Annotated in this window: 23 protein-coding genes; 8 read left to right on the forward strand and 15 right to left on the reverse strand. The window is 58.0% G+C overall.

Features of this window, described 5'->3' with window-relative positions; all coding sequences use genetic code 11:
• Nucleotides 1-56 precede the first annotated feature (56 nt).
• From DM806_RS03115 to DM806_RS03155, 9 genes are all read right to left on the reverse strand, one after another.
• Complete coding sequence (locus DM806_RS03115; RefSeq protein WP_019052496.1) at nucleotides 57-302, reverse strand: hypothetical protein; 246 nt, start codon at nucleotides 300-302, stop codon at nucleotides 57-59.
• A 17-nt stretch (nucleotides 303-319) separates the two neighbouring features.
• Nucleotides 320-1,984 carry an IS66 family transposase gene (gene tnpC / locus DM806_RS03120; protein WP_179041790.1) on the reverse strand — a complete coding sequence of 555 codons (1,665 nt, stop codon included), beginning with the start codon at nucleotides 1,982-1,984 and terminating at the stop codon, nucleotides 320-322.
• Between the two features lie 71 nt (nucleotides 1,985-2,055).
• Entirely contained in the window at nucleotides 2,056-2,397 is a 342-nt protein-coding gene (gene tnpB, locus DM806_RS03125; RefSeq protein ID WP_019052498.1) for an IS66 family insertion sequence element accessory protein TnpB, read from the reverse strand.
• Nucleotides 2,394-2,741, reverse strand: a complete 348-nt coding sequence (tnpA, locus tag DM806_RS03130; protein WP_062788688.1) for an IS66-like element accessory protein TnpA — start codon at nucleotides 2,739-2,741, stop codon at nucleotides 2,394-2,396. The genes tnpB and tnpA overlap by 4 nt, the downstream gene beginning before the upstream one ends.
• Nucleotides 2,742-2,774: 33 nt before the next feature.
• Nucleotides 2,775-3,437: a hypothetical protein gene (locus tag DM806_RS26960; protein WP_218647340.1), complete on the reverse strand. Its 663-nt coding sequence runs from the start codon at nucleotides 3,435-3,437 to the stop codon at nucleotides 2,775-2,777.
• A gap of 313 nt (nucleotides 3,438-3,750) precedes the next feature.
• On the reverse strand, nucleotides 3,751-4,068 hold the full coding sequence (locus DM806_RS03140) for a hypothetical protein (protein ID WP_179041793.1): 318 nt from the start codon (nucleotides 4,066-4,068) through the stop codon (nucleotides 3,751-3,753).
• The gene (locus tag DM806_RS03145; protein WP_179041794.1) at nucleotides 4,065-6,782 is read right to left on the reverse strand and encodes an RHS repeat domain-containing protein; all 2,718 of its coding nucleotides are present in this window, start codon (nucleotides 6,780-6,782) and stop codon (nucleotides 4,065-4,067) included. Before DM806_RS03145 ends, DM806_RS03140 begins: the two co-directional genes overlap by 4 nt.
• Nucleotides 6,779-10,927 (reverse strand): RHS repeat domain-containing protein, encoded by a 4,149-nt coding sequence (locus tag DM806_RS03150; protein ID WP_179041795.1) that lies wholly within the window; start codon nucleotides 10,925-10,927, stop codon nucleotides 6,779-6,781. The genes DM806_RS03145 and DM806_RS03150 overlap by 4 nt, the downstream gene beginning before the upstream one ends.
• Nucleotides 10,928-10,970: 43 nt before the next feature.
• Complete coding sequence (locus tag DM806_RS03155) at nucleotides 10,971-11,228, reverse strand: hypothetical protein (protein WP_179041796.1); 258 nt, start codon at nucleotides 11,226-11,228, stop codon at nucleotides 10,971-10,973.
• Between the two features lie 116 nt (nucleotides 11,229-11,344).
• Here DM806_RS03155 and DM806_RS03160 point away from each other — a divergent pair, with 116 nt between their 5' ends.
• On the forward strand, nucleotides 11,345-11,587 hold the full coding sequence (locus tag DM806_RS03160; RefSeq protein ID WP_179041797.1) for a hypothetical protein: 243 nt from the start codon (nucleotides 11,345-11,347) through the stop codon (nucleotides 11,585-11,587).
• A gap of 618 nt (nucleotides 11,588-12,205) precedes the next feature.
• Here DM806_RS03160 and mobQ read toward each other — a convergent pair.
• A complete protein-coding gene (gene mobQ / locus DM806_RS03165; RefSeq protein ID WP_256869079.1) occupies nucleotides 12,206-13,435 on the reverse strand; it encodes a MobQ family relaxase in 1,230 nt (409 codons plus the stop codon).
• 173 nt (nucleotides 13,436-13,608) lie between these two features.
• On the opposite strand from mobQ, the gene traD reads away from it, so the two are divergent.
• The 4 genes from traD to DM806_RS03185 all read left to right on the forward strand — a co-directional run bounded on the left by traD (nucleotide 13,609) and on the right by DM806_RS03185 (nucleotide 14,769).
• Nucleotides 13,609-13,914, forward strand: a complete 306-nt coding sequence (gene traD / locus DM806_RS03170) for a conjugal transfer protein TraD (protein ID WP_179041798.1) — start codon at nucleotides 13,609-13,611, stop codon at nucleotides 13,912-13,914.
• 22 nt (nucleotides 13,915-13,936) lie between these two features.
• The gene (locus tag DM806_RS03175; RefSeq protein ID WP_179041799.1) at nucleotides 13,937-14,173 is read left to right on the forward strand and encodes a conjugal transfer protein TraD; all 237 of its coding nucleotides are present in this window, start codon (nucleotides 13,937-13,939) and stop codon (nucleotides 14,171-14,173) included.
• A gap of 156 nt (nucleotides 14,174-14,329) precedes the next feature.
• The gene (locus tag DM806_RS03180) at nucleotides 14,330-14,512 is read left to right on the forward strand and encodes a hypothetical protein (protein ID WP_179041800.1); all 183 of its coding nucleotides are present in this window, start codon (nucleotides 14,330-14,332) and stop codon (nucleotides 14,510-14,512) included.
• A gap of 68 nt (nucleotides 14,513-14,580) precedes the next feature.
• The gene (locus tag DM806_RS03185; protein ID WP_179041801.1) at nucleotides 14,581-14,769 is read left to right on the forward strand and encodes a hypothetical protein; all 189 of its coding nucleotides are present in this window, start codon (nucleotides 14,581-14,583) and stop codon (nucleotides 14,767-14,769) included.
• A 159-nt stretch (nucleotides 14,770-14,928) separates the two neighbouring features.
• Here DM806_RS03185 and DM806_RS03190 read toward each other — a convergent pair whose 3' ends face one another.
• The 3 genes from DM806_RS03190 to DM806_RS03200 are packed head-to-tail and all read right to left on the reverse strand — an operon-like array spanning nucleotide 14,929 to nucleotide 17,046.
• Nucleotides 14,929-15,489, reverse strand: coding sequence for a sigma factor-like helix-turn-helix DNA-binding protein (locus tag DM806_RS03190; RefSeq protein WP_179041802.1), 561 nt, complete (start codon nucleotides 15,487-15,489; stop codon nucleotides 14,929-14,931).
• Nucleotides 15,482-16,402 carry a HEPN domain-containing protein gene (locus DM806_RS03195; protein ID WP_179041803.1) on the reverse strand — a complete coding sequence of 307 codons (921 nt, stop codon included), beginning with the start codon at nucleotides 16,400-16,402 and terminating at the stop codon, nucleotides 15,482-15,484. The genes DM806_RS03190 and DM806_RS03195 overlap by 8 nt, the downstream gene beginning before the upstream one ends.
• Entirely contained in the window at nucleotides 16,399-17,046 is a 648-nt protein-coding gene (locus DM806_RS03200; protein WP_179041804.1) for a hypothetical protein, read from the reverse strand. The genes DM806_RS03195 and DM806_RS03200 overlap by 4 nt, the downstream gene beginning before the upstream one ends.
• A 138-nt stretch (nucleotides 17,047-17,184) precedes the next feature.
• Here DM806_RS03200 and DM806_RS03205 point away from each other — a divergent pair, with 138 nt between their 5' ends.
• Together DM806_RS03205 and DM806_RS03210 are read left to right on the forward strand one after the other, a co-directional pair.
• Complete coding sequence (locus DM806_RS03205) at nucleotides 17,185-17,376, forward strand: hypothetical protein (protein WP_179041792.1); 192 nt, start codon at nucleotides 17,185-17,187, stop codon at nucleotides 17,374-17,376.
• Between the two features lie 377 nt (nucleotides 17,377-17,753).
• A complete protein-coding gene (locus DM806_RS03210) occupies nucleotides 17,754-17,957 on the forward strand; it encodes a helix-turn-helix transcriptional regulator (protein WP_179041805.1) in 204 nt (67 codons plus the stop codon).
• Between the two features lie 288 nt (nucleotides 17,958-18,245).
• Here the strand turns inward: DM806_RS03210 and DM806_RS03215 are convergent, their stop codons facing one another.
• Together DM806_RS03215 and DM806_RS03220 are read right to left on the reverse strand one after the other, a co-directional pair.
• Entirely contained in the window at nucleotides 18,246-18,593 is a 348-nt protein-coding gene (locus DM806_RS03215; RefSeq protein ID WP_179041806.1) for a hypothetical protein, read from the reverse strand.
• Nucleotides 18,594-18,697: 104 nt separating this feature from the next.
• Nucleotides 18,698-19,729: a hypothetical protein gene (locus tag DM806_RS03220; protein WP_179041807.1), complete on the reverse strand. Its 1,032-nt coding sequence runs from the start codon at nucleotides 19,727-19,729 to the stop codon at nucleotides 18,698-18,700.
• A gap of 335 nt (nucleotides 19,730-20,064) precedes the next feature.
• Between DM806_RS03220 and DM806_RS03225 the strand changes: the two genes are divergently transcribed.
• A complete protein-coding gene (locus tag DM806_RS03225) occupies nucleotides 20,065-20,742 on the forward strand; it encodes a hypothetical protein (RefSeq protein WP_179041808.1) in 678 nt (225 codons plus the stop codon).
• Nucleotides 20,743-20,859 lie beyond the last annotated feature (117 nt).

Here is a 20,859-nt window from a genome sequence, read left to right on the forward strand (position 1 = left end):
CGTACGCATCCGGTGAGGACCGCGGCTACTGACGGTTTGCTGGGGGATTTGGCATCTTACTTGCCGAGGAAGGCCTCGACGCCTTCTTGAGCGAGCACATCGCGGAATGCAGCATCGGCATCGCGGTCGGTGGGGAATAGATTGTCCCAGACCGTCGAGGTGCCGTGCTCGTTGACGACCTCGAGGGACCAGCCACGTTCGGTGGCGAGCCGCACGATGTTGATGGTCAGCCGTACGCCCGCCTGTTCGATGGACCGGCAGAGAGAGGATTCAATCAGTTCGGGTTGCGGGTCAAATTCCATGCCGTGATGCTATGAGATCACGGCTCCAGCTTCAACGCTGTTGGTTTCCAATTCCATGGGAGCAGATCGCCAAGCCGATTAGCCGGATGACCGGCGATGCGGGCAAGGACGTCGGCGAGCCAAGCCTGGGGATCGAGGTCGTTGAGGCGACAGCTTTGAATGAGTGAAAACATGATGGCGGCGCGCTGACCGCCGCGATCGGAGCCGCAAAATAGCCATGCTTTCCGCCCGAGTGGCACACAGCGTAGCGCCCGTTCCGCTGCGTTGTTCGTGAGGCATACCCTGCCATCGACGAGGAAGCGGGTGAAGGAGTCCCAGCGCCGAAGCATATAGTTGATAGCCTTGGCGAGATCATGGTTACGCGACAGCTTGGCGAGTTGGGCGTTCAACCAGTCGTGCAGTTCGGCGATCAGTGGCGCGCTCAACTCCTGACGGGCGGCAAGCCGCTCCGCTGGTGTCTTGCCGTTGATACCGCGCTCAACGTCGAACAGGGCGTCCAGCTTCTGCACCGCCTCCAGCGCAATCGGATAGATCGGGCCAGTCCGCTCGCCGCGGCTCTTCTTGCGCGCAGCGCCCTCGACGTCAGCAAGTTCGAAGAACTTCCTGCGCGCGTGAGCAAAGCATCCTGCCTCCAGGATGAGACCAGGCTGGCGGTTGGGAGCGTACAGCTCAAAATAGCCCGCATAGGCATCAGCCTGCAGAATCCCGGACCAGGACGCGAGGTGCGCCTGGGGATGTTCCCCGCGCCGGTCGCGCGAATAATAGAAAACCACCGCCGGCGGATCGGCGCCGCCGAACGGGCGGTCATCCCGGACATAATCCCATAATCTACCGGTATCGGTCTTGCCCTTGGCCATGACCGGCACGGTGGTATCGTCGCCATGCACGCGCTCGGCGGCAAAGACATGGGCCTCGATCAGCCGAAAGATGGGCATCAAGGCGAAGGACGCCGCACCAACCTGATCGGCAAGCGTGGAGACGCTCAGCGGCACGCCTTCGCGAGCGAAGCGCTCCGCCTGGCGGTTGAGCGGCTGGTGCTGCCCATACTTCTCGAACAGCAGCATGGCGAGGAAGCTTGGCCCTGCCCAGCCACGCGGCACGACATGGAATGGCGCGGGCGGCTGCGTGATCTTCTCGCAGTCACGGCAGGAGAATTTCTCGCGTACGGTCTGGATGACCTTCCAGGCACGCGGGATTACCTCCAGCGTCTCGGTTACATCCTCGCCCAGCTTCGACAGGCGCATGCCGCCACAGGCCGGACAGGAACAGGGCGCCGGAACGACGACGCGGTCGCGGGGCAAATGGACGGGGAACGGTTTTTTAACTGGCCTCTTGCGCTCAAAGGCGGTGACGTTCGTCGCCTTTGTCGCGGCGGCCTCGGCGGCCAGATCATCTTCGGCGGCGTCGGCCTCCAAATCTTCGAGCTCAAACTCCATCTGCGCAAGAAGCCGGCGGGTGCGTTCGGCGCTGGGGCCGTACTGCTCGCGCCTGAGCTTGGCGATCTGCAACTTGTAGTGCGAGATCAACGCCTCGGTGGCGCTCTCCCGGGCACGGGCATTGGCCAGTTCGGCTTCAGCGCTCGTGGCCCGCTGTTCGGCTTCATCGGCGCGCTGCGCACTGAGCCGTACCAACGCCTTGAGCGCTTCGATATCGTCAGGCAGGGGCGAAACGGCGGCGTCCACAACTTGGATGGAATCATAGAAAACCTCCCGGATGAAGCGGAAAATGCAGCCTCCGCCGAGAAAATCTGCGCCTATCCTGCGCTCTGTGGGCGCCAGCTATATTGCGGGTTCCGCCAGTCCACTCCGTCGAGCAGGCAGGCCAGCTGTGAGCTCGTCAGCGACACCACGCCGTCCTTCGCGGCGGGCCAAATGAACTTCCCTCGTTCCAATCGCTTCGAATATAACGACATCCCGAGGCCGTCGTGCCAGATTATCTTCACAAGCGCCCCGCTGCGCCCGCGAAAGACCCAAAGATCGCCGGCAAATGGGTCTCGCGAGAAGCTCTGCTGCACCATTGCTGCCAAGCTCTGCATGCCGCGCCGCATATCTGTGTGGCCCATCGCAATCCACACCCGCGCGCCAGCTGGGATCATCGCAGGGCCTTGAGCGCTGCCGACACCAAGGCAGCTGGTGCCGACGCAGATATGCTCACGCGCCCTTTGCCACCCAGATCCACGATGATCACCGGCATTGCGGCCTGGTGCGCATTCTGCTGTTCGCCATCGTCAACCACCGCCTCGGCGAACTCCGTCAGGGCGGGCGGCTGCCGCAGCTTGTTGCGCCACGTGTAAATGCGCGCCGTGGAAATATCGTGCCGACGCGCCACAGCCAAAACGCTGGCCCCAGGCGCAAAGGCTTCTGCCAAAATCTGGAGCCGTTCCTCGTCGCTCCAGCGCCGCCGCCGTTCCGGCCCGGTCATCACCGTGATCTGCCGCATCCACTGCTCCTAAGCGTGCTCTCGAGAGCGTTCTTAAGAGCAGGCCCCTACCTCACGACAAGGCGCGTCTCGCCGGATGCATACATTGCCCCACTCGTCATAGCTGTTGATAGCGATGCTTGTGCCCGCGCTCTCAGCGACTGACACGATGCTGCCTTGATGATCAGCCCGCAGCACGCGTCGGGGCGACATGGACGGCCCTTCATACCACAGGATGGGCTCATCGGTGCTGGGGCCATGGACATAACGGCGCAGCATCGTGCCTGCCCCGTCATATTCTCCCACCAGTTCATCGCCGTCATAGAGGAAGCGCGTCGTCACCCCCGCGCTTGACGTCGTGCTGAGGCGACCCATCGGATCATAGGTGAGATCCGCGCTCTTCACGCCGCCGGCGCTGATCAGTCGGTTTTCGACATCATAGCCGTAGCTGGTTCCTTCGAAGCTGGTCAAATTGCCATTGGCATCATAGCTGGGTGTGCTGGTGCCCGCGGTGACATATTGGTTGAGGCCATTCACTGCATAGGGACGATTGATGTTGTCGTCACCAACGGTTCGGCCAAGGAACTGGTGGGCCTCGTCCAGGAAGACGACGAGCGGTGCATTGCGAAATGTTCCTGCGCGGGCCTCGCTAAGAAGGAAGCGCCCGATAACATTGAGCAGCGTCTCGCGAGTGTTATGCTCGAAACGGACCTCCATTCACGGAATCGTTTGCGACGTTTAGGCAAAGGATTAAGCCGTAGGGGAACCTTCAATTCAGGGATGACGATCTACTCGGCATGAGCGAACCTTCCCACATTGCCCGACCCCGGGTCCCCGGATTGCCCATTCGTCGTAGCGGTTGATGCCAAGACTGTTGCCCGAGACATCGATGACCGAACCGGTGTGTCTTTGATGATGCACCTACTGAACGCGCCGATGCCACTTCCGTCACATTCGCCGGCCAGTTCGGCACCATTATACAATAATCTTTTCGTAACTCCTGCGCTGGCAGCGGATGATACAAATAAAATCAAAGAGCTCTTCCCATAATATTTATAGGTAGCCCATATAAATTTTTCTTTACTTCATCATAAGTAACAAAATCATGGCCAGAAACGACAATATAAACTTCGTTTATACTCAAATTATTAGTTAATCCAATATCTATACTCTTGGGAAATTTACCATTTCCGCAATATATTGCTCTGGAAATCTCCGCAACTGATTGCAATTCGTGATAACCATTATGGTTTAAAATAAATTTTTCAGCATATTCACTTGAGCCAAAATTTTTTAATAAATCTTTTACAGCTAAATTCATTCTATCTGCAAATTCTTCAACATTCACGGTTGATCTCCATGTAGAATTTCAATCGGCGTCATCGTTGAATATACCGTTGGTAGTTGCGGGTCAGAAAAATGTACACTTGGGCCGGCGCCTCCTGAATCCGGAAATCTAGACCCACTTTCAAAAACTCTTAGCGGTATGCTAATTCTTGTCATAAACACGCTTTGCGGATATGATTTTTGTATTTCTTCAGCTCCCTTTTGGGTCAATGCAAAATATTTCCCGCTACGATTAGGCGAAAATCCATAGGTTCCAGTTTTCATTACAGATTGGATTTCCTTACCGTCAACTGCTCGATAGACAGTCACGTATCCCTCGCTTAGGCCGCAGGCGCTTGACGTTGTGCACGCCATGATACCTTTACCCAAGCTTCTCGCCAACGCCCCTAGCGACGATGCTCCAGACGTCGTTTTTGCCTGCTTAGGGAGCACAGGAGATCTTGCCCGCCTCCAATTCCCTTCCTGTCCCTTGAAGCCGTTTGCCGCACCTCCCTCGGGAGAAGTGCCTCCGGCACAACTGGCGCTTACGTTTCCCCGGTCATCAGCCGCGCAGCTACTGATCGATATCGTCCCGCTCGGGTCTGTCTTATTGAGGGAATCGTTTGCGACATAAGCATAGAGATTGATCTGATCATCATATCCGACAGGATCGGTTTGCAGGAACCTCCCAAGCCTTGGAGAATAGACTCTTGCCTTATAGTGATACAGCCCCAGTTCGGGAATGACAATCTGCCCGGTATAAGCGAACCGCCCGAGATTATCCGGCCCCGGATTGCCCCACTCGTCATAGCTGTTGATAGCGATGCTTGTGCCCGCGCTTTCAGCGACCGAAACGATGCTACCTTGATGATCAGCCCGCAGCACGCGCCGGGGCGACATGGACGGCCCCTCATACCAGAGGATGGGTTCATCGGTATTGGGGCCATGAACGTAGCGGCGCAGCATTGTGCCCGCCCCGTCATATTCTCCCACCAGTTCATCGCCGTCATAGAGGAAGCGCGTCGTCATCCCCGCACTTGATGTCGTGCTCAGGCGGCCCATCGGATCATAAGTGAGATTCGCGCTCTTCGCCCCGCTGGCGCTGACCAACCGGTTTTCGACATCATAGCCGTAGCTAGTTCCTTCGAAAGCGGTCAGATTGCCATTGCCGTCATAGGTGGGTGTGCTGGTGCCTGCAGTCACATATTGGTTGAGGCCATTCACCACATACGGGCGATTGGCATTGAATTGCCCTTTAACGGCATAGAGATCATTGCTGATCGTACGCGCCATGACCTGGCTCGCGGGATTGTAGGAAGGCGCACAGCTACCGCTCAGCACGCCCATGCAGAAGGTGACATCCTGCGCCGTCCCAGCGATATCGAGATTGATGCTGGCGAGGCGACCAATGGCATCGTAACTGTAACCGGTCCGGTTGGCTGTTCCCGAATCGCAGGGCGCTACGACATTGGAATACCAACAGGCCCGTTCGCCCCGATCATTATAGACGAAGGACGCAACCAGCGGCGGGCTGCCTGATGCCACGCCCTGGCGGATCGCGCCCATCCGATCCAGCCCGTCATAGTCGAACACCACATAGCGGTTATTCGTCACGTTATAGTCGGGATATTCAAGCCGAGTCCGATTGCCGTTCGCGTCATAATAATGGGTCAGCGTCCGACTCGTTCCTCCGACATTATTAGCGCTGCTCGTAAGTCGTCCCGCGTTGTCATAGCTGTTCGTCACGCCCTCGCCACCGAGGGATCCGAATGCCGCGACGAGTTGCAACCCGCGTGGATCGTAGCCGTAATAGACATCGCCCACCGTCGTGTCCGGCAGGTTCTTGATCCGCATGCGGTTGACGGCGTCATAGCCGAAGCTGATCGACCGTCCGTCGCGTTTTCTTATCGACGACCGATTGTTGTTGGCATCGTAGCCGTAAAGTTCGAAGTCGGACGTCGAATTGTTGCCCGCAGTTGCCAGCGCGGATGCAGGCGTGGAGCCGTCATAGGCGGACGGCCGGACCGGAGATGGGAAAAACCAGTAACGGTGACGATCAAAGCTGTCATATGTGAAACGCGCTTTGTTGCCGTTGGCGTCGACGATATATTCCTTCTTGCCGTTCAAGGTGTAGCTGTAGGTTACATTGGACTGTTCAAACGGCGTTCCCACTCCACGCCGAATCTGCAGCACTTGATTGGCTGTATCGTAGATGGTCCGTGTGATCCGGTCCTGACCGCCACTGCCTTGGGCACAGGCGTCGGACCCGGTTGCCGGAATCGCGCCGAGATTCATCCGCACTGCGCTGCACATCAACCGATCGTCTGCGTCACTCGACATCTGGGTGGCCGTCTGTACAGCACCCCCGGCGCTGACACGTTCCTCGGTTTGATTGCCCGCGACATCGTAGCTGTAGGTCACGATCTTGCGGATGGTAAACCCGCTCCAGGCTGACGGCAGGACAGTCTGACTTTGCCAGGCTGACAGGATGCCCGTCTCGATGCTGATCAACTGCCCATCGGCATTGTAGCTATAGCGCTCGGCTGGATAATATGTTGGGTTGCCGTCGTCGGGGTAAGGCGAAATCTTACCCACCAGCCGCCGTTCGAAGTCCCAGCGATAGCCAGTTTGAAACGGAGCCGCGCTTGTCTGCGCGCTAACGATGGTGGGCACCCACGGCGATGGCAGGATCGATAGCGCGAGCGATGCGATCCAGAGCAAAGGGGGCCGGCTCATGGGCAAGTCCCTCCCCCGCGCGGCGATCGGTCGGATATGACATTGCCCGCATCATCATAGTCAAAGCAGGTGACGAGATTGAGGCCGCCATTGTCGACCGTGACCTGCGTTGGCACAAGCTTTCGAACATTCTGCAAACTCAAAGGCGCATAGGTCGAAGTGAAGGCCTTGAGTGTGTAGCCATAGGCTGTGGTGGTTGTTCCGCTCTGCACCGCCTCGACCTGAGTCAGCGGCAGATAGATCGGTCCAGAACTGCTGCCGGTATAGGGGTCAAAGCCCGTCAGGCCCGATCCATAGCCGAAGGTGACGGAAGGGCACCCCCCGCCCGTACTGATTTGGCAGGCTGTGCCCGCACTGTTCCATCCCCTCCGGACAGACAGTGGCATACCGGTGGAGCCGTCCCAGCCATAATCCGAACGGTAACCGAGCGGATCAATCGTGTAGATCGGCTTGTTGCAGGTAACGATGTTTGTGCAGGTGATGACGGTCACGCCTTCGCCATAGGCCGTGTTGGTGACAAGGTCGGCCAGACCCGATCCCGGCTTAGGCTTGAGCGTCTGTGTGATGGGGTTACCGCGCGCGTCATAAGCGCTCTGCGTCGCGTTGCCTTCGGGCTGCGTCACCAGTTGCGGGCGCCCCCAAGCATCATAGATCGTTGTCGTCGTGCGCAGCAACGGATCGACTGAACGGATCGCCTGCCCATATTGGTCATAGTAGGTGACATTGCCTCGACCAGGTGAAGCGGCCTGAAGTGGCGATACGCTTTCAGAGCGAAACGGCGTGGAATAATAGTTCCAGCTATTTCCGCGCAGGTTCGTGAAGCTCCGCACGTTGCCGTCGCCGCCGTAGGTGACGGTGATATCCGGGGATGTGTTGCTCGGCTTGTATATCTGACCCAAGCCTGACGTCGCGCCAAACATGCCGCCCACGCTCGCATATCCGACGGGCCAAGACTTGTTGGCAGGATCTACGACGGAACGCAGGTAAGAGACATATTGGAGCTGACGCATCGGCGGAGACTTGGTCCCCGCGGGGCAACGTGCACCGTCCGGATCCACAGTAAGCTGCCACCCCACCTGCGCGTCCATGCCAAAGCTGACCTGCCGACTGGGGGTGATATAGCTTATCTTCGCAGGGTAAGGCGGATCATAATAAACCAGCCCCCCATTGACCTGACAGTAAGGGAAGTCCGTTGCTGAGCCATAATCGTAGTCCTGGCTCTTTATTGAAGCGCCAAGGTTATTATACGCTCTGAAAAGATAATATATGTCCGCCTGCAATGTCGACGTATAGGCGGCATTGATCTTGATCCCGTTGGGGAAAGCCCATTGATCCATGTAGACAAATTTACGCGTGTATGCGCTAGCAATGCCAGGCGAGGAAATATCGACCGGCGCAGCTGAAAGATTGGGATAAGTCCGTATCGACCCGTCCCGATCGGTGAAGGAGAAGCTCGTGTCGAGATAGAGGCGCCGGTTGATAATGCCAATGGATGGCGATCCAGTCATCGTCAGGGTAGCGCCATCGGCCTTCGCGCTCACAAAGCTGCCCGACGCCTGTCGATAGAAGGCATGATCGGAGTCCAGCCCGCGACTGACGACAATGCTGTTATTGATGGTCTGATCGGTCAGCCAGGACGCCGTTTGCAGGGCGGCATAGAGATGCTGGGCATCCTGCGTGGTTGTGAGATCGCCCATTGCTTGGATCGCCACAAGCGCACTGGCGACCGCCTGCGCCCCGCCATCTCCAAGCCCCAGTCGACCATCGTTAGACATGGTCGCAACCTGGTACCAGTTGCTTTTCCAGCCCATGCCGAAGCCATAGTTGGTTTGATCGCGCTGAGAATAGACGCGCTGGAGGCTGAGCGAACGAGGGAAATCCCCCGCACCATCGGTCAGGTCAGGAGCGGGGGCATAGGATAGCGCGCCACTTTGTCCATCCACGCTCAGCGCCGCCCGGATAAAATCCTTGCTCTCGACCTTCGGCGCGTCCGGCTTACGAACCGGGGCTGCATTGGTACCCGTCTGGATAGGCACCCCGACACCAGCCTTAAGGATGCTTCCACGCCGCTGATCGTAAAGTACGAGGGCGATGCGATCAGGCACCGAGCCTGCTCCAGTGGATGGACGCCAGGCAAGGAAAGCGGAACGCGTCAATTCACTCGCCGTGCTTCCCGGACCGGACCCTTCCCAGAGCCTGCCGGTTCGATAGGATGTGGAGGTGCCTATCTGTACCGAGATAGGGGGCTGACGAAGCGCTCCACGCTGCGGGATCAGCAAGGAGTAGCCTTCCGACACATAGGTCGAGGCCGCGCCTGTCGAGCCACTAGGATAGCCCACAAGCGAGCTTTGAACGCTGGACCATGCAGGACTGGCCGATGGGTTGGCCAGATAGGTTGTGTAGGTCCCGGGTGATGTCGCGCGGGTGTCCTGCTGAGTTACAAGGCTGAGTGCCGCCATGTCATAGACGGAATCGGTTTCCTGACGAGGAACAGCGCTTTCTGCATAGGACAAGCCGAGACCAGCGGAATAGGCTGCCGTCACATCCGATGCTGTCGTGCCCGTCTTACCAAAAGCGCTGACCGCTGCTTCGAAGCTCAACGATGGGTTGGTCGACAGGCTCATTGTATTTGGCGGATCAACGTTGAAGTTTACATTGTCGAGCACATGGATGCCGATCAGGTCATGCACCTGAAAGATCGACGATTGCGCTTTGCCCGCGATGTCGAGGAAGCTGGAATATTGGCTGGCGATGCTCGCGACGGTTGGACCGAAAGTGAATTCCGTCGTCCGATTGGGATCAGAACGAATCGCTGCCGCGACGGGCGCCATTCGCTGAGATACGCCATTGCCGGTAAAGCCCCAGTCGTTGGACACGAAAAAGCGGCCGCTGGCACAGACCTGCGATACGATCTGGCGGCTGACGGTCCTATCAGCATAGCCACCAGAGTTAGCCGCATAGGGATGATTGATGTCGATCGAAGCCGTCGCCGGTGTGGCGGCTGTGGACTTGTTGCTCAGATATTGATCACAGGCGTCAAGGAAGCTCGAAGCGATGACCGGCGAATGAAGCTGGCTGCCTTTGATGAACTGACCACCGGAATAGGAATAGGAGAAGCCGAGTATCTCCCCGCCGTCTACATCGGCATAATAGATATTGTAAGCCGAGCCGTTCAGCTTCACCGTGAAGGACGTACGGAAAATATCCGGAATCTGTCCGGCCCAGCTTCTATCCGGTGCTGACGCATAGGGCAGTGTGGTTCGCCGATCTTCGGAAGCCGGGTGCGGTGTAATCACCTCATCGCCAACGACAGCCTCGGCGCGCTTCCCAGCGGCATTGGCCGCGAGATAGGCCTCCAGGTTTGCCCTGTACTCTAGCAACTTCGCTCGGAAATTGGAGATGCTGAAACCATTCACGGTCGTCGCAGTCCCCCCACCCCCAGCTGCCAACAACGGCGCCTGACTGTAGCCTGTCTGTGCCTGCCAGGGGAGGCCAGCCACACCCGTACTTGGCTTGTAGCTTGGGTCGAAGAGATAGTTGGTGCCGTCGATCGTAACCTGCACCCAAATATGCAGCATGGACACCGAGAATGAGCCACCGCTACCTGTGACTGTCCCTGGAATGCCGCCATTGGCAAGAAACTTGGTAGCTATCGCCGCATCGTTGACACCGGTCCAGGCAGCAAACTCGGATGATGTGAGGGAGATCGTCCCCAGTTTATAGACTGGATTATATCCTTTCCCCGCCACTGCGTCCGCTTCGCGCAGGGTGTCGACCATGAACTGAGCCTGGTCAAATGCGGATCCGTACCCGTCGAGGATGACGCCCCTGGCTCCCTTCTGCAAGCCAAATACCGGAGTGAGACGGATGTTATCGCGTACGAACCCATAGATGGTGTCGACGTCATAACGCAGTGCTCGCGCCGCTTCGGCTACTATCGGATCACGGCTTGCTGGTGGCGATGGGCTGATCGGACTGCCATAATAGGTGAGTGCGCCCGACGGCGATATGAGAGGTGCAGTAGGAATGAAGACGGCCGGATTAGCTGCCTGCGCTGCATTTGCAGCGAGCAGCCCTATAGCTGCGCAGGCTACCATCAGCGTCCGGCTTGAATGTCTCAAACGACCTTGAACGGGATTCGCCAACGGGCAATCTCCTCGCAATAATTTTTTTGTCGGTGCCGGAAACTCAATCCTGAACCGGAATTACCGTCAGGTCATTGAGCGGTACCACGACGACCTTTTGCACCGATCCAGTGACCCGATAGGTCGTTCTATTATCGGCGGCGTCATAGGTGATGCTCATTTGCGTGCCATTGTTGATGGTCCCTGCGGTGATGGAGTTCACCAGTCGCCCGAGCGCATCATAGGTGTAGCTGGTGGTGCTGGCTGCTTGAGCTGAAGCTGGAAGGACAGAAAAGATGGCGATCAAGAAACGAATAGGCATCGATGAATACTCACTGCAGAGTGATATAATTTACCGTCTCTCTTGTGGGGAAATTTGAATCGCATGAGCCCGTTCCGGAAACAGTAATTTGCTTACCACTCGCGGAAGCAGTGAGTATGGTCGCAAACATCGATTTAGCTTTATCGCTAACAGAGTTTGGTATCATCCAAGTGTCTTCTGTAGCGCAACTCGGTTTCGTCGTACGCGATCCAGATACGGTAAACGCATATCCGGTTACACCACTCAAGTCGGTGGAAACAGTTATTACATTACCCGGCAATGTTTGCGACGCATGCAATGATATAGGAAGAAATGATAGGAATACTGCCAATGAGATTTTGATCAATAGTTTTTCTTGAATCACAACCGTTCTCCCTCACTGCTGAACGTCGTAGCTTGTGACTTCGAGGATTCTTGACTTGTAATGTAGTAGACTCCGGCCGTGCTGATGCTCATTTGAGTATTCAGGATGAGAACGGGATTTATTCTTGTCGATGGTTGCGGAAAATGATAAAATGACTTGCCCAGCCGAGCTGGCGTACGAAGCGGTGAGGCTACGTGCCCTGGATGATTTAAATCTGCCAGTTGGTTGGAACCGTCGCAACTAGACACCAGCCGGATCCCTATCCCGGCATTGTTCACCAGCAAATGATGTCCATCATATTATCAGGCGCTTGGCCAAAACTTGAAATGGAACGACAGACTGAATGACATCGCTCGACCATCCCCCCCAACCAGATGAATTCCCCAATATTAGCCAGACAAGCATTCGATTTCCTACATTGCAATGATAATTTTTTGATTCATTATCTTAATCATCCATTTTGGTTGAAGATTGGTAGGGTATTGACACCAAAGCTGAATTGCCGCAGCGTTTTATACGCTGATCTTAAAGGCGGGCATTCCGCCAAACATGCGATCTGGAATTCGGTCATCCCTTGCTCGCCAAGTTCGGGAATTACCCGTAGGCGATGCCCTCACCATTCTGTACTGCCGATCCGGATAGTACAGTTCAAAGGCTTTCTAGCCTTGGCCGCAGCCTTTTCGCATGCATTGATAGCAGTGAGGTTTCCCTTCCTCATGTCAGCGGCCTCAATGATCATTTGCCAGCCAGTCGGGTTTCCAGCACGCATAAGGCGGATACCGGCACTCCATAAGGATTCCTCGCCTAGTGTTCGGCGGGCGGTCCTTTCGGGCCAGAGCCAGTCTCGCGGTCCTATACTCGCCCCCCAACCTGGATAGACCAGCCAGAGAAGGGAGATGGCAAGCGCCGTGCCGATACCGCAATAGAGGAGGTGGAGGCGCTGCTGCTGTCTTGTGTGAACAGTGCCGATCAGCGGAATCAGATCGGCGGAATTTCGCACCGCATGCGTCGCGGCGTTGAACTGCTCTTGCCCGGCGCTGTGGCGGTGAAGAAAGATCGCCAGATCACGACGCGTGAAGGTGGCCTGGCTATGCGTAATCGCGTCGAGGGCGATGCCGGGATTGGCGATGATGCGCTCGCCATTGGCCTTCGCGATCTCGCGGTGCATCTCGGCCCGATCGGCGTCCAGCCCATGCGCCTCCATGCGATGGGCAGGGCCTCCGATCTTGCTTTGCGGTTCCAGGTCGATGCCCTGGCTCTCCAAGCTGCGATGGTCGATGCGGGCATCGATATCCAGTTCGGCAAGGCGCTGGTTCACATGGTCGGCCCAGCGCTCGCGCCATTGCTCGACATTCGCCTGCGCATTCCACTCACGCACCTTCGAGCCAAAGCCGTCCGGTCCGACTTCCCGCATGGTCAGCATGACATGGGCATGGGGTGCGGGCTGGCCGTCGCTTCCCATATCCCAATGCACATTGAGATCGGCGATCATCCCGCGATCGACAAACTCGGCCTGCACGAAATCGCGGGCCAGTTCGATGCCCTGCGGCTTGGTCATCTCACGCGGGATGGCGAACTCAACTTCGCGGCCAAGCTGCGCGTCCCTGCGCTTCTCGAAGGCCTCGACATCGTTCCACAGCCGCGCGCGGTCGCGCCATTGGTCTGGCGCGCTTTCGGGCAGCATGATCTCGCTATGCTCGACACCGGAGCGGGCGCGGAAATCATGATCGCGATCGAGCCGTTCGTCGTGCAGCCGCTCGCCCGCGCGATAGGCCGCCGCCGAAACGGCGCTGCGCCCCGAAGCGCGACTGATGACCTGAACGGAGAAATGGAAGATCGCCATGACGATCTTCCATTTACTACGCGCAAGCGCACGTCGGAACGACGTATAAGCGCGCCCTTCTCGAATTTTTCTCGGAAGGGACTAGGCGGTATCAGCCTGTCCCGGCGACTCTACTGCCTGACCGGCGTCCTTCTTCTATCATGGGCGCACCGTCATTCAATGGAGACTTGGTCATGCGCAAACCTCGCGATTTTGATTCGGAACTGAAAGCGCTCGCCGACAAGGCACGGCAGCTCAAGGAACGCCGCGTGCGCCAACTGGGCGAACTGGTGGTGGCATGCCAAGCCGACGCCCTTGACGCCGATCTGCTCGCCGGAGCGCTGCTGCAGGCGGCCCAGAGCAAGGATGCGGCGGTAATGGAGGCATGGCGCAAGGCGGGCGCTGCCTTCTTTCGCGGCGAAAAACGCCAGCCCGCGAACGGAACTGATCGCCGGCCGGACGGCACTCTACCGTTTGAAGGCGGCGCGGCATCGGCTTGAGGCACGAAAGGCGCGAACTGATATGCGGGACTGGGCCGTCAAGCGCCGCGAACGGACGCGGCATCTGATCGAACTGGGCGGCCTTGTCACCAAGGCCGGCCTGGTCGACCTCACCGGCGATGATCGCGCCACACTCTACGGCGCCTTCCTGACCGTGGCGGACAGGTTGCGCAGCGAGGAACGGGAGAAGGCGCTGGCGATCTGGCAGCGAAAGGGAAAGCGTGCCTTTGCTGCGGAACAGGTGCCCGACAGCGCATGACATGGCGCGGCAGTTTTCCTGTTGCGCCGCGCGCGTGTTCCATGGTTCCTTACGCAAAGACAGGCTCGGCGATCGACAGCATTGCCCACTCCGCGACGAGAGGCATATCGACGAATGTCCGCATGACAGCGGAGCTGACACCCTAAGGAGAGGAAAATGAGCCACGACGCGCGGCTGGCCGCATTGGGAGAAGCCATCAAGTCAGTGGGTAATGACGATCTCCGTTACGCCATCGGCGAAACGCTGCGTGGCCTTGGATATATCGACTTCGCTGACTTTGCCGACGCCAATCCGCCCGCCGGGCATATCGCGACGATGGAAACGCTTTTGTCGCAATGACGCCCTAGCGATCATGGGACGGGGCATCGCATTGCGCCCGATGCGTCGAGACGGCATAGGTCCGCGCCATGGACGAACAGACGAAAGCGATCATCCTGCGCGTGATCGAACGCGTGCCGCAGTGGATCCGGCATGACCTAGACGCAAAGGACGTCGCTGTCCGTGCCAGAGCGGAAGAGACGCTGGCCGCGATGATTGGCAATGCGCTTGATGGCGGGACGGGCGAAACCAGCAAGAGCGAAGGTCAATCCCTGTAGCGGGCAGGGAAACGCGAGAGCGCTGCGTCGGTGAAATTGGCGCATCTGCTGGCGTGATGGTAATGGCTGCCACCGTCACTCTCTGTCGACTGTGGCGACGCCTATGTGCAAGGGCAGCCTCGCACTCGGCGACCGTCATTCGCGGCTTCGCTGATGGCCTCACGGTGGCGGCTGCCTCAGCCAATCCTCGAACGCCATCGGGCCGCGTGCGATAAGGCGGATGGCGCGTAGCATGCGCAGCCTGACCATCCATCGGAAAGTCCGCTGGCGGCCGGCAATGTCGGCATAAGCCAGTCCCTCGACCTGATGCAGGACGAAGGCCTGTCGGACCCGCGCGGGCATGGCCGTCACGATCGCGCGCTTCACGGTTTCGTCGTCGTCCGAGCTGTCATCCCAAGCCATGGTGTCGGCCATGCCGAGCCTGGAGAGTGCTTGCTCGCAATAGCGGCGATGCCGTTGCCGCAAGCCTCTTTCCGCCGGCTCTATCTGGGCAGGTCGCCAGCGTCGCGGCGTCCTGCCATCCAGGGTCGCGCAAATCATGCCGATCGCTTCGGCGAAACAGGCTTCGACCGCGACCGGATCGATCATCAGGCGGCCGGCGATTTGCACGAACGACAAATTGTCGAGCCGGTTCAGCAGAAACACCTCGCGCGAGAGAATGGGCAGCTGGTTCATGGCGGCCTCATAGGCGGCCATCCTGCTCTCGTCCGGCTCAGGCATGACAAGCTTCCGTGGCGGCCGAACCATCGAGCAAGGTGCGACACAGAGGCTCGACGTCGCGATGCAATCGGGCAGCGCAGCGCATCGCCCAGAGAAGTTCCTCAGCGCTGATCCGATAAGCCTGCCCATAGCGCACCTCGAAATAGGCGCGCCGGATGCAGTCAAAGGCGCGACGCTCGAACGGCGTTTCTCGCGGCCAGACAGCACGAAGAGATGGAAGGCAGGTTTCCGCCGCCTCGCGTAACTCATCCAAGGCATGAGTACGCGGGCCGTGCAGGGTCAGCGCGTGCAGCACGGACTGATAGAGATGTTCGCAGGCTTGATGCAGAAGCAGCGCCGCCATCGGCGCGTTGCCGCGATCCTGGAAGAAGGCCGCGCCCAGCAGGAAATCGCTCGCGCGTTCATACCATCGGTCAAATTCGGCAAGGCCCAGCCTGCGCCGCTCCGGCACCGAGAGATTATGCGGTCTCGTCAGCCGAAAGCCATGCGTTGCATAGACGGCCACGCCATCGGTTGCGATCGATGCGAAGTGGGGCACGCCTTCTGCTAAGGCGGCATTGAAGCGGTCCAGGCTTTCTACGGTGAGGCGGACGGGATGACCGATTTCGCCAAACTCCCATGCCCGATGAAGCCGGTCGTGCACCAAAGTCCAGTTGCGACTGCCCCGCGCCAATCGCGGATGATTGACGATGACGAGCAGATGGAACGCTTCACCGGGCGGAGCTTGCGCCCGATCCCGCGCTGCTTGAGCGCCATACAAGATGAGCGCGAGGATTCGGCCTGACCGATAGTGCTCGGACAATCTGCCTTTGGTCATTTCCGCGAACGCTTCGAACAGCATAGCAGCAATACAGCTAAGCTCCTGCCGGATCGGCCAGGGCAAGCGGTCGAGGTCTCTTCTGGGGGTCGTCATGCGCGAGCCTCCCGAGGATCCCGCCGACAGCCTTTTGGGCGCGGATGCCCTGTCAGGTCATGAACCCTGTCCAGCAGTGCGCGCACGAGATGGCGAACATCAGCCGACGTGAACCCGCCGTCATCCATCGGCGGGTCGCCATGCAGGCGCGGATACCCCCATTTCCAGAAGGGGGAGAGAATGATCGCCAATCGCCCCATATCCGGGCAGTCATGGCCAAAGCCGGTGGCGTTGGCATAGGCCAGTGACTTGTCGATATCCTGCCGAATATGGGCGGCATTCCATGCGTCGGAAAAACCGACGTCGAGGAGATAAGCGCACAGCGCCAGTTTGGCGACGCTGCCGGCCTGATGCAATGTCTCGCGCAGGTAACGCAGATGGGAGAAATATCCTGCTTCGATCCCCATGAAGGCGATTTCCGCGCTCTCATAGCGGTCGCGGCTGAGCGACCGCCCTTCCTTGCTTCTGAGAAGGATTGCGGGCTGATCGTCATATCGGATGTGGAGACCTGCCAATGGCTTTGCCCAACAGGGAGTGAGCGGCGTGGCCACCGCCGAGACAGCGCCTTTGGAAAAAGCCGTGAGCAGATTGCGGCGCGTCGTGCCGCCAGTCGAATCACTCCCATGAACATCCGGTGCCGTCATCGCCATGACCTCCGTCGCTTTGAGCAAAGGCAGAAGAAATTACCGCCAAGCCGATTAACAGATATCGCTTATACAGCGATTGGCGATTATTTATCAATAAGCGATATCGGTTAATTTGACGGTGATTGAACCGGTGAAATGGCGGGCTACGACGATTCCATGGGAAGACCGCCGCTCGGAGTGAAAACAACTGTCGTTCGTTTGCCGGAAGGGCTGGCCGAGCGGATAGACGATCTAATCGGTCCAAACCGCCGTGCTAAGTTCATCCGCGACATCGTGGAGCGCGAAGTCAAACGGCTGGAGAGCGAGCGCGACACCGGAAAGCGCTGATAACGCTTCCTCTCTTGCGCCGCGGCATCATTTGAAGCAGCCTGATCAGTGGCGGGCAGACCTCCCGAAATGGAGTTTTTGCCATGAACGACTCGACATAAGCAAAGCGTACCGATCGCGAACATCGCGATCTCAGACACGATTGGACGTGTCGCTGGGACAAGGTGAGATAAAATTTGCGCTGATCGTCTGATAAGATTGGTCATACGCTAAATTCCACCACGGTCCTCTATCGACCTCCAGAGACCACAAGCGTCGCCCTACTGGGTCCAATCGATCCCATGCGCGCCCTTCAGGCCCTTTGCCGTGCAGGCGGAGACGCCCGATGCTGACCCACGGGAGGCGCATGCAACACCATGAGTTGAAAGATTTGCTCCATGAATAATCCCGAACGTATTATCAGAATGAAGACCGTTCTCGCCCGCACCGGGCTTTCGCGTTCGACCCTCTACCGCAAGATTGCGGAAGGGACATTCCCCAGACAAGTGCCAATCAGCGTCCATGGCGCCGGTTGGCACGAGTCGGCTGTCAATCGCTGGATCGCTGATCCGCGCAGTTACAGCGAAAACGGTAGAGTTTGACCGGATGCGCCGCGCTGTCGTTCCTGAAGCGCGGCCTCCATCTCGTTGATCGAGCGTCCTCACGCAGCCTTTCAGTGAATTCTGCCAAGCGGATCAGGGAGAGGCGGCATCCCATGGAAAGCTTGGCTGAGGAAGCCGGACGGTAAAAAATTGGCTGTATTTCCGGAGCGCGACGCAAGGATGACGCTTGGCCACCCCCATAAGGGAAACCGCGGGCGGGTGCATTGATGTCAGCCGACACTGAACCGGTCGTTCGCGCGTTTCTGAAATAGCACGCCAATGACCTCATCAGTCGACCAAAATCGCCTGCTTTTCTACCTGGGGAGCCGCAAGCGGGGCAACATCCACCTTGATGAAGGCCGCCATTCCGCTCGGCCCTTCGCCCATCACCGTCGTGACCTCTATGCCCGTGCACTGCATCCCTTCGACATGGTCGGACTCTGTGGCGTTCGCGTTGGGTGCCAGTGCAGGCCATCTAAAGCGAAAATATGCCAGAGTTCCTGGCTCGAGACCGGGGTGTCCTAGGAACCCAAAACGCGTCGTGAAATCGGTGCTGGGCCCATTTCCTACATTCGTGATCTCGGCTTGAATCAGGCAACTTGTCAGCCCGTCATGCGACACATCATGGGCCGACAAAACCATCCTATGTGTCGCAGGGTCGGCGAGGGCCGGTGACGGCACTATGGCAAGCAGCCCGACGATGGCGGCTGACGCGCATTTTTCTGCAACTCGACATCCTTTTAGAAGCACTTCCGTATCTCCTCGATCCTGGCTCGATCCATGGTTCGGCTCGCCAAGTGCTGGATGTAGTCTGCGGTCAGTTCGACCGTCGCGAGCCGCCCATTCATCGGAACACGCAATTTTGGAAAAACGATGATTTGAACGGGGCTTTTTACCGTACCGATATTCCCCCAAGCGCGCACGTTTGCCGGGCCTTGCGCCTTTCCATCCATTCGGCATTGATCGTCCCGGCCGTTATCGCCTCGCGACATATATGGCGGCTGAATCGCTATTTCGGCTGCGCGGCACCGCTCCTCCGCTGCTATTATGCCCGGAGGAGACGGCGGCTTGAGTTCACCGTATCGGAGCATTTGATGCAGCGCGATCGATCCTTCAGTGAAGGCAGGGCCGGTATCACCGACAATCGCAAAAGCCTCCCTGTTCTCATATCGCAACAAGACCAAGGCGCCCAATAGGTTGCCCCGCGCTTTCGGCGCCACAAGCGCTGGCACAGTCAAGGCATCAAGCTGAGCTCGTGTTCCGCTCTTCATGTGCTGCATTGCAGTCGTCGAAATATACGTTTCGCTTATCCCGCCTTGGATATTTCGAACTGATCGCCCTTTTTTGGGGGCGCCCTTGCCGTTGCCAACGATGAAGCCGTCTCGATCCGGACATTTAGAAAGCGCATTCTCGCCAAGCGAAGCAACCTCAATGGCAAACAGGCAGAACTCCTGAGATCCGACAACAAACTTCTTCTGGACTGCTTCGGCGAAGAGCCGATTGCATAGGGACAGCCTTTGCTCCTTGCATTCCATACTCCTGCCATTTTCGATGATGTTCATGCCGTTGGCGAGATAGATGTAGCCTGCATTGTCGGGCGTGTAGGCGGCTTGGGCGCCATCACCATTGACCTTCAGCACGCCACTTGTGGCAATCGCGTCGCCAAAATCACGCAAGCCATTTTCGACCCCGGGACATCGTTTCGCGCTCTGAGCGGTCCCGACTGACGTCAACGATACAGTAAGAATAGCCGTGAGGATGCTGCGATTCATACCCACTTCTACCGCTATTGATCGAACGCGATCCTCATCAATTTTGTCTTATCCGACATTCCTTTGTGGGCAGATCACCTGCCCAATTGGTCATCCTCACGGCTCTTTCGATGGGAGAAATCATCTTTCACCAAGCCATGAAGAATGACTGCAGATGGCCGATTGCGGTCTGACAGCTTGCGACCTTGATCGCGCGATTAGCTGCCGCTTGACAAATGCTCGGATGTCGCCAGGCAAGAGGTCCGGTGCGACGCTTGCCGTCTTGGGTGGGTATTCGGTCAAATAAAGAAGCGAATGCTATTCACTTGGTTGAAAACAGCCGCTAGCCTGGCCTGGTGGCCCGCAAACCGATCCCAAAGGCGACCGAAACCGCCGTCCTCATCCGCGCGCGGCGTCGTTGCTGCATATGTTTCGGGCTTAATCGCGATACCCGGATGATGTCGGGCCAGATCGCGCACCTCGACAAGAACAATGCGAACAGCGCCGAGGATAACCTTGCTTTCTTGTGCTTTGCACACCACGATGAATATGACAGTATATCGTCGCAGCGTAAAAACCTGACGATTGGCGAGGTTAAGGCGTTTCGCGAGGAACTCTCACGCACAATCAATGTCGCTTTCACTCAGCAGGTCCACTTCGGATCGATCACTACGCCACCGACCGATCCGTTCGCCGGAACTTGGATCCGGCTTGGGACCGGTGCCAACAGCGCGGAGTTGAAGCTCACCCCACTTCCCGACAGTTTCGACGGCGACGTGCAATATTATGTCTCCGGCCATGCGCTCTGGGGGCCTGAGCGCCCGAACGGTCCGAACTTCGGAACACTCGAATTCCTCGGGATCGTTACTTCCGAGCGGAAGCTTGCCTACCGGCGCTCACTGTTCGGGAGCGAGTTCACGACCACACTGCTTACATTCTCTGGCCCCGACAAGCTGGCGGTCAGCGAGGACAACTGGATCGGCGCGTACGGCATGAATGTGACGTTTGAAGGCGATTATCAACGCGCGGGATAGCCGTACCGCGGGATGAGCCGTAACGGTGGCACGACGCTAGGGCTGGCGCGAGCCTGCCCAAACCGAACAGCGATGGCTTCAACTGGACGGGTGAAGCTGAGTTGGCGACGCTGAAGG

The sequence above is a fragment of the Sphingobium lactosutens genome (genome assembly GCF_013393185.1).
In the GTDB taxonomy this organism is placed as follows: Bacteria; Pseudomonadota; Alphaproteobacteria; order Sphingomonadales; family Sphingomonadaceae; genus Sphingobium; species Sphingobium lactosutens_A.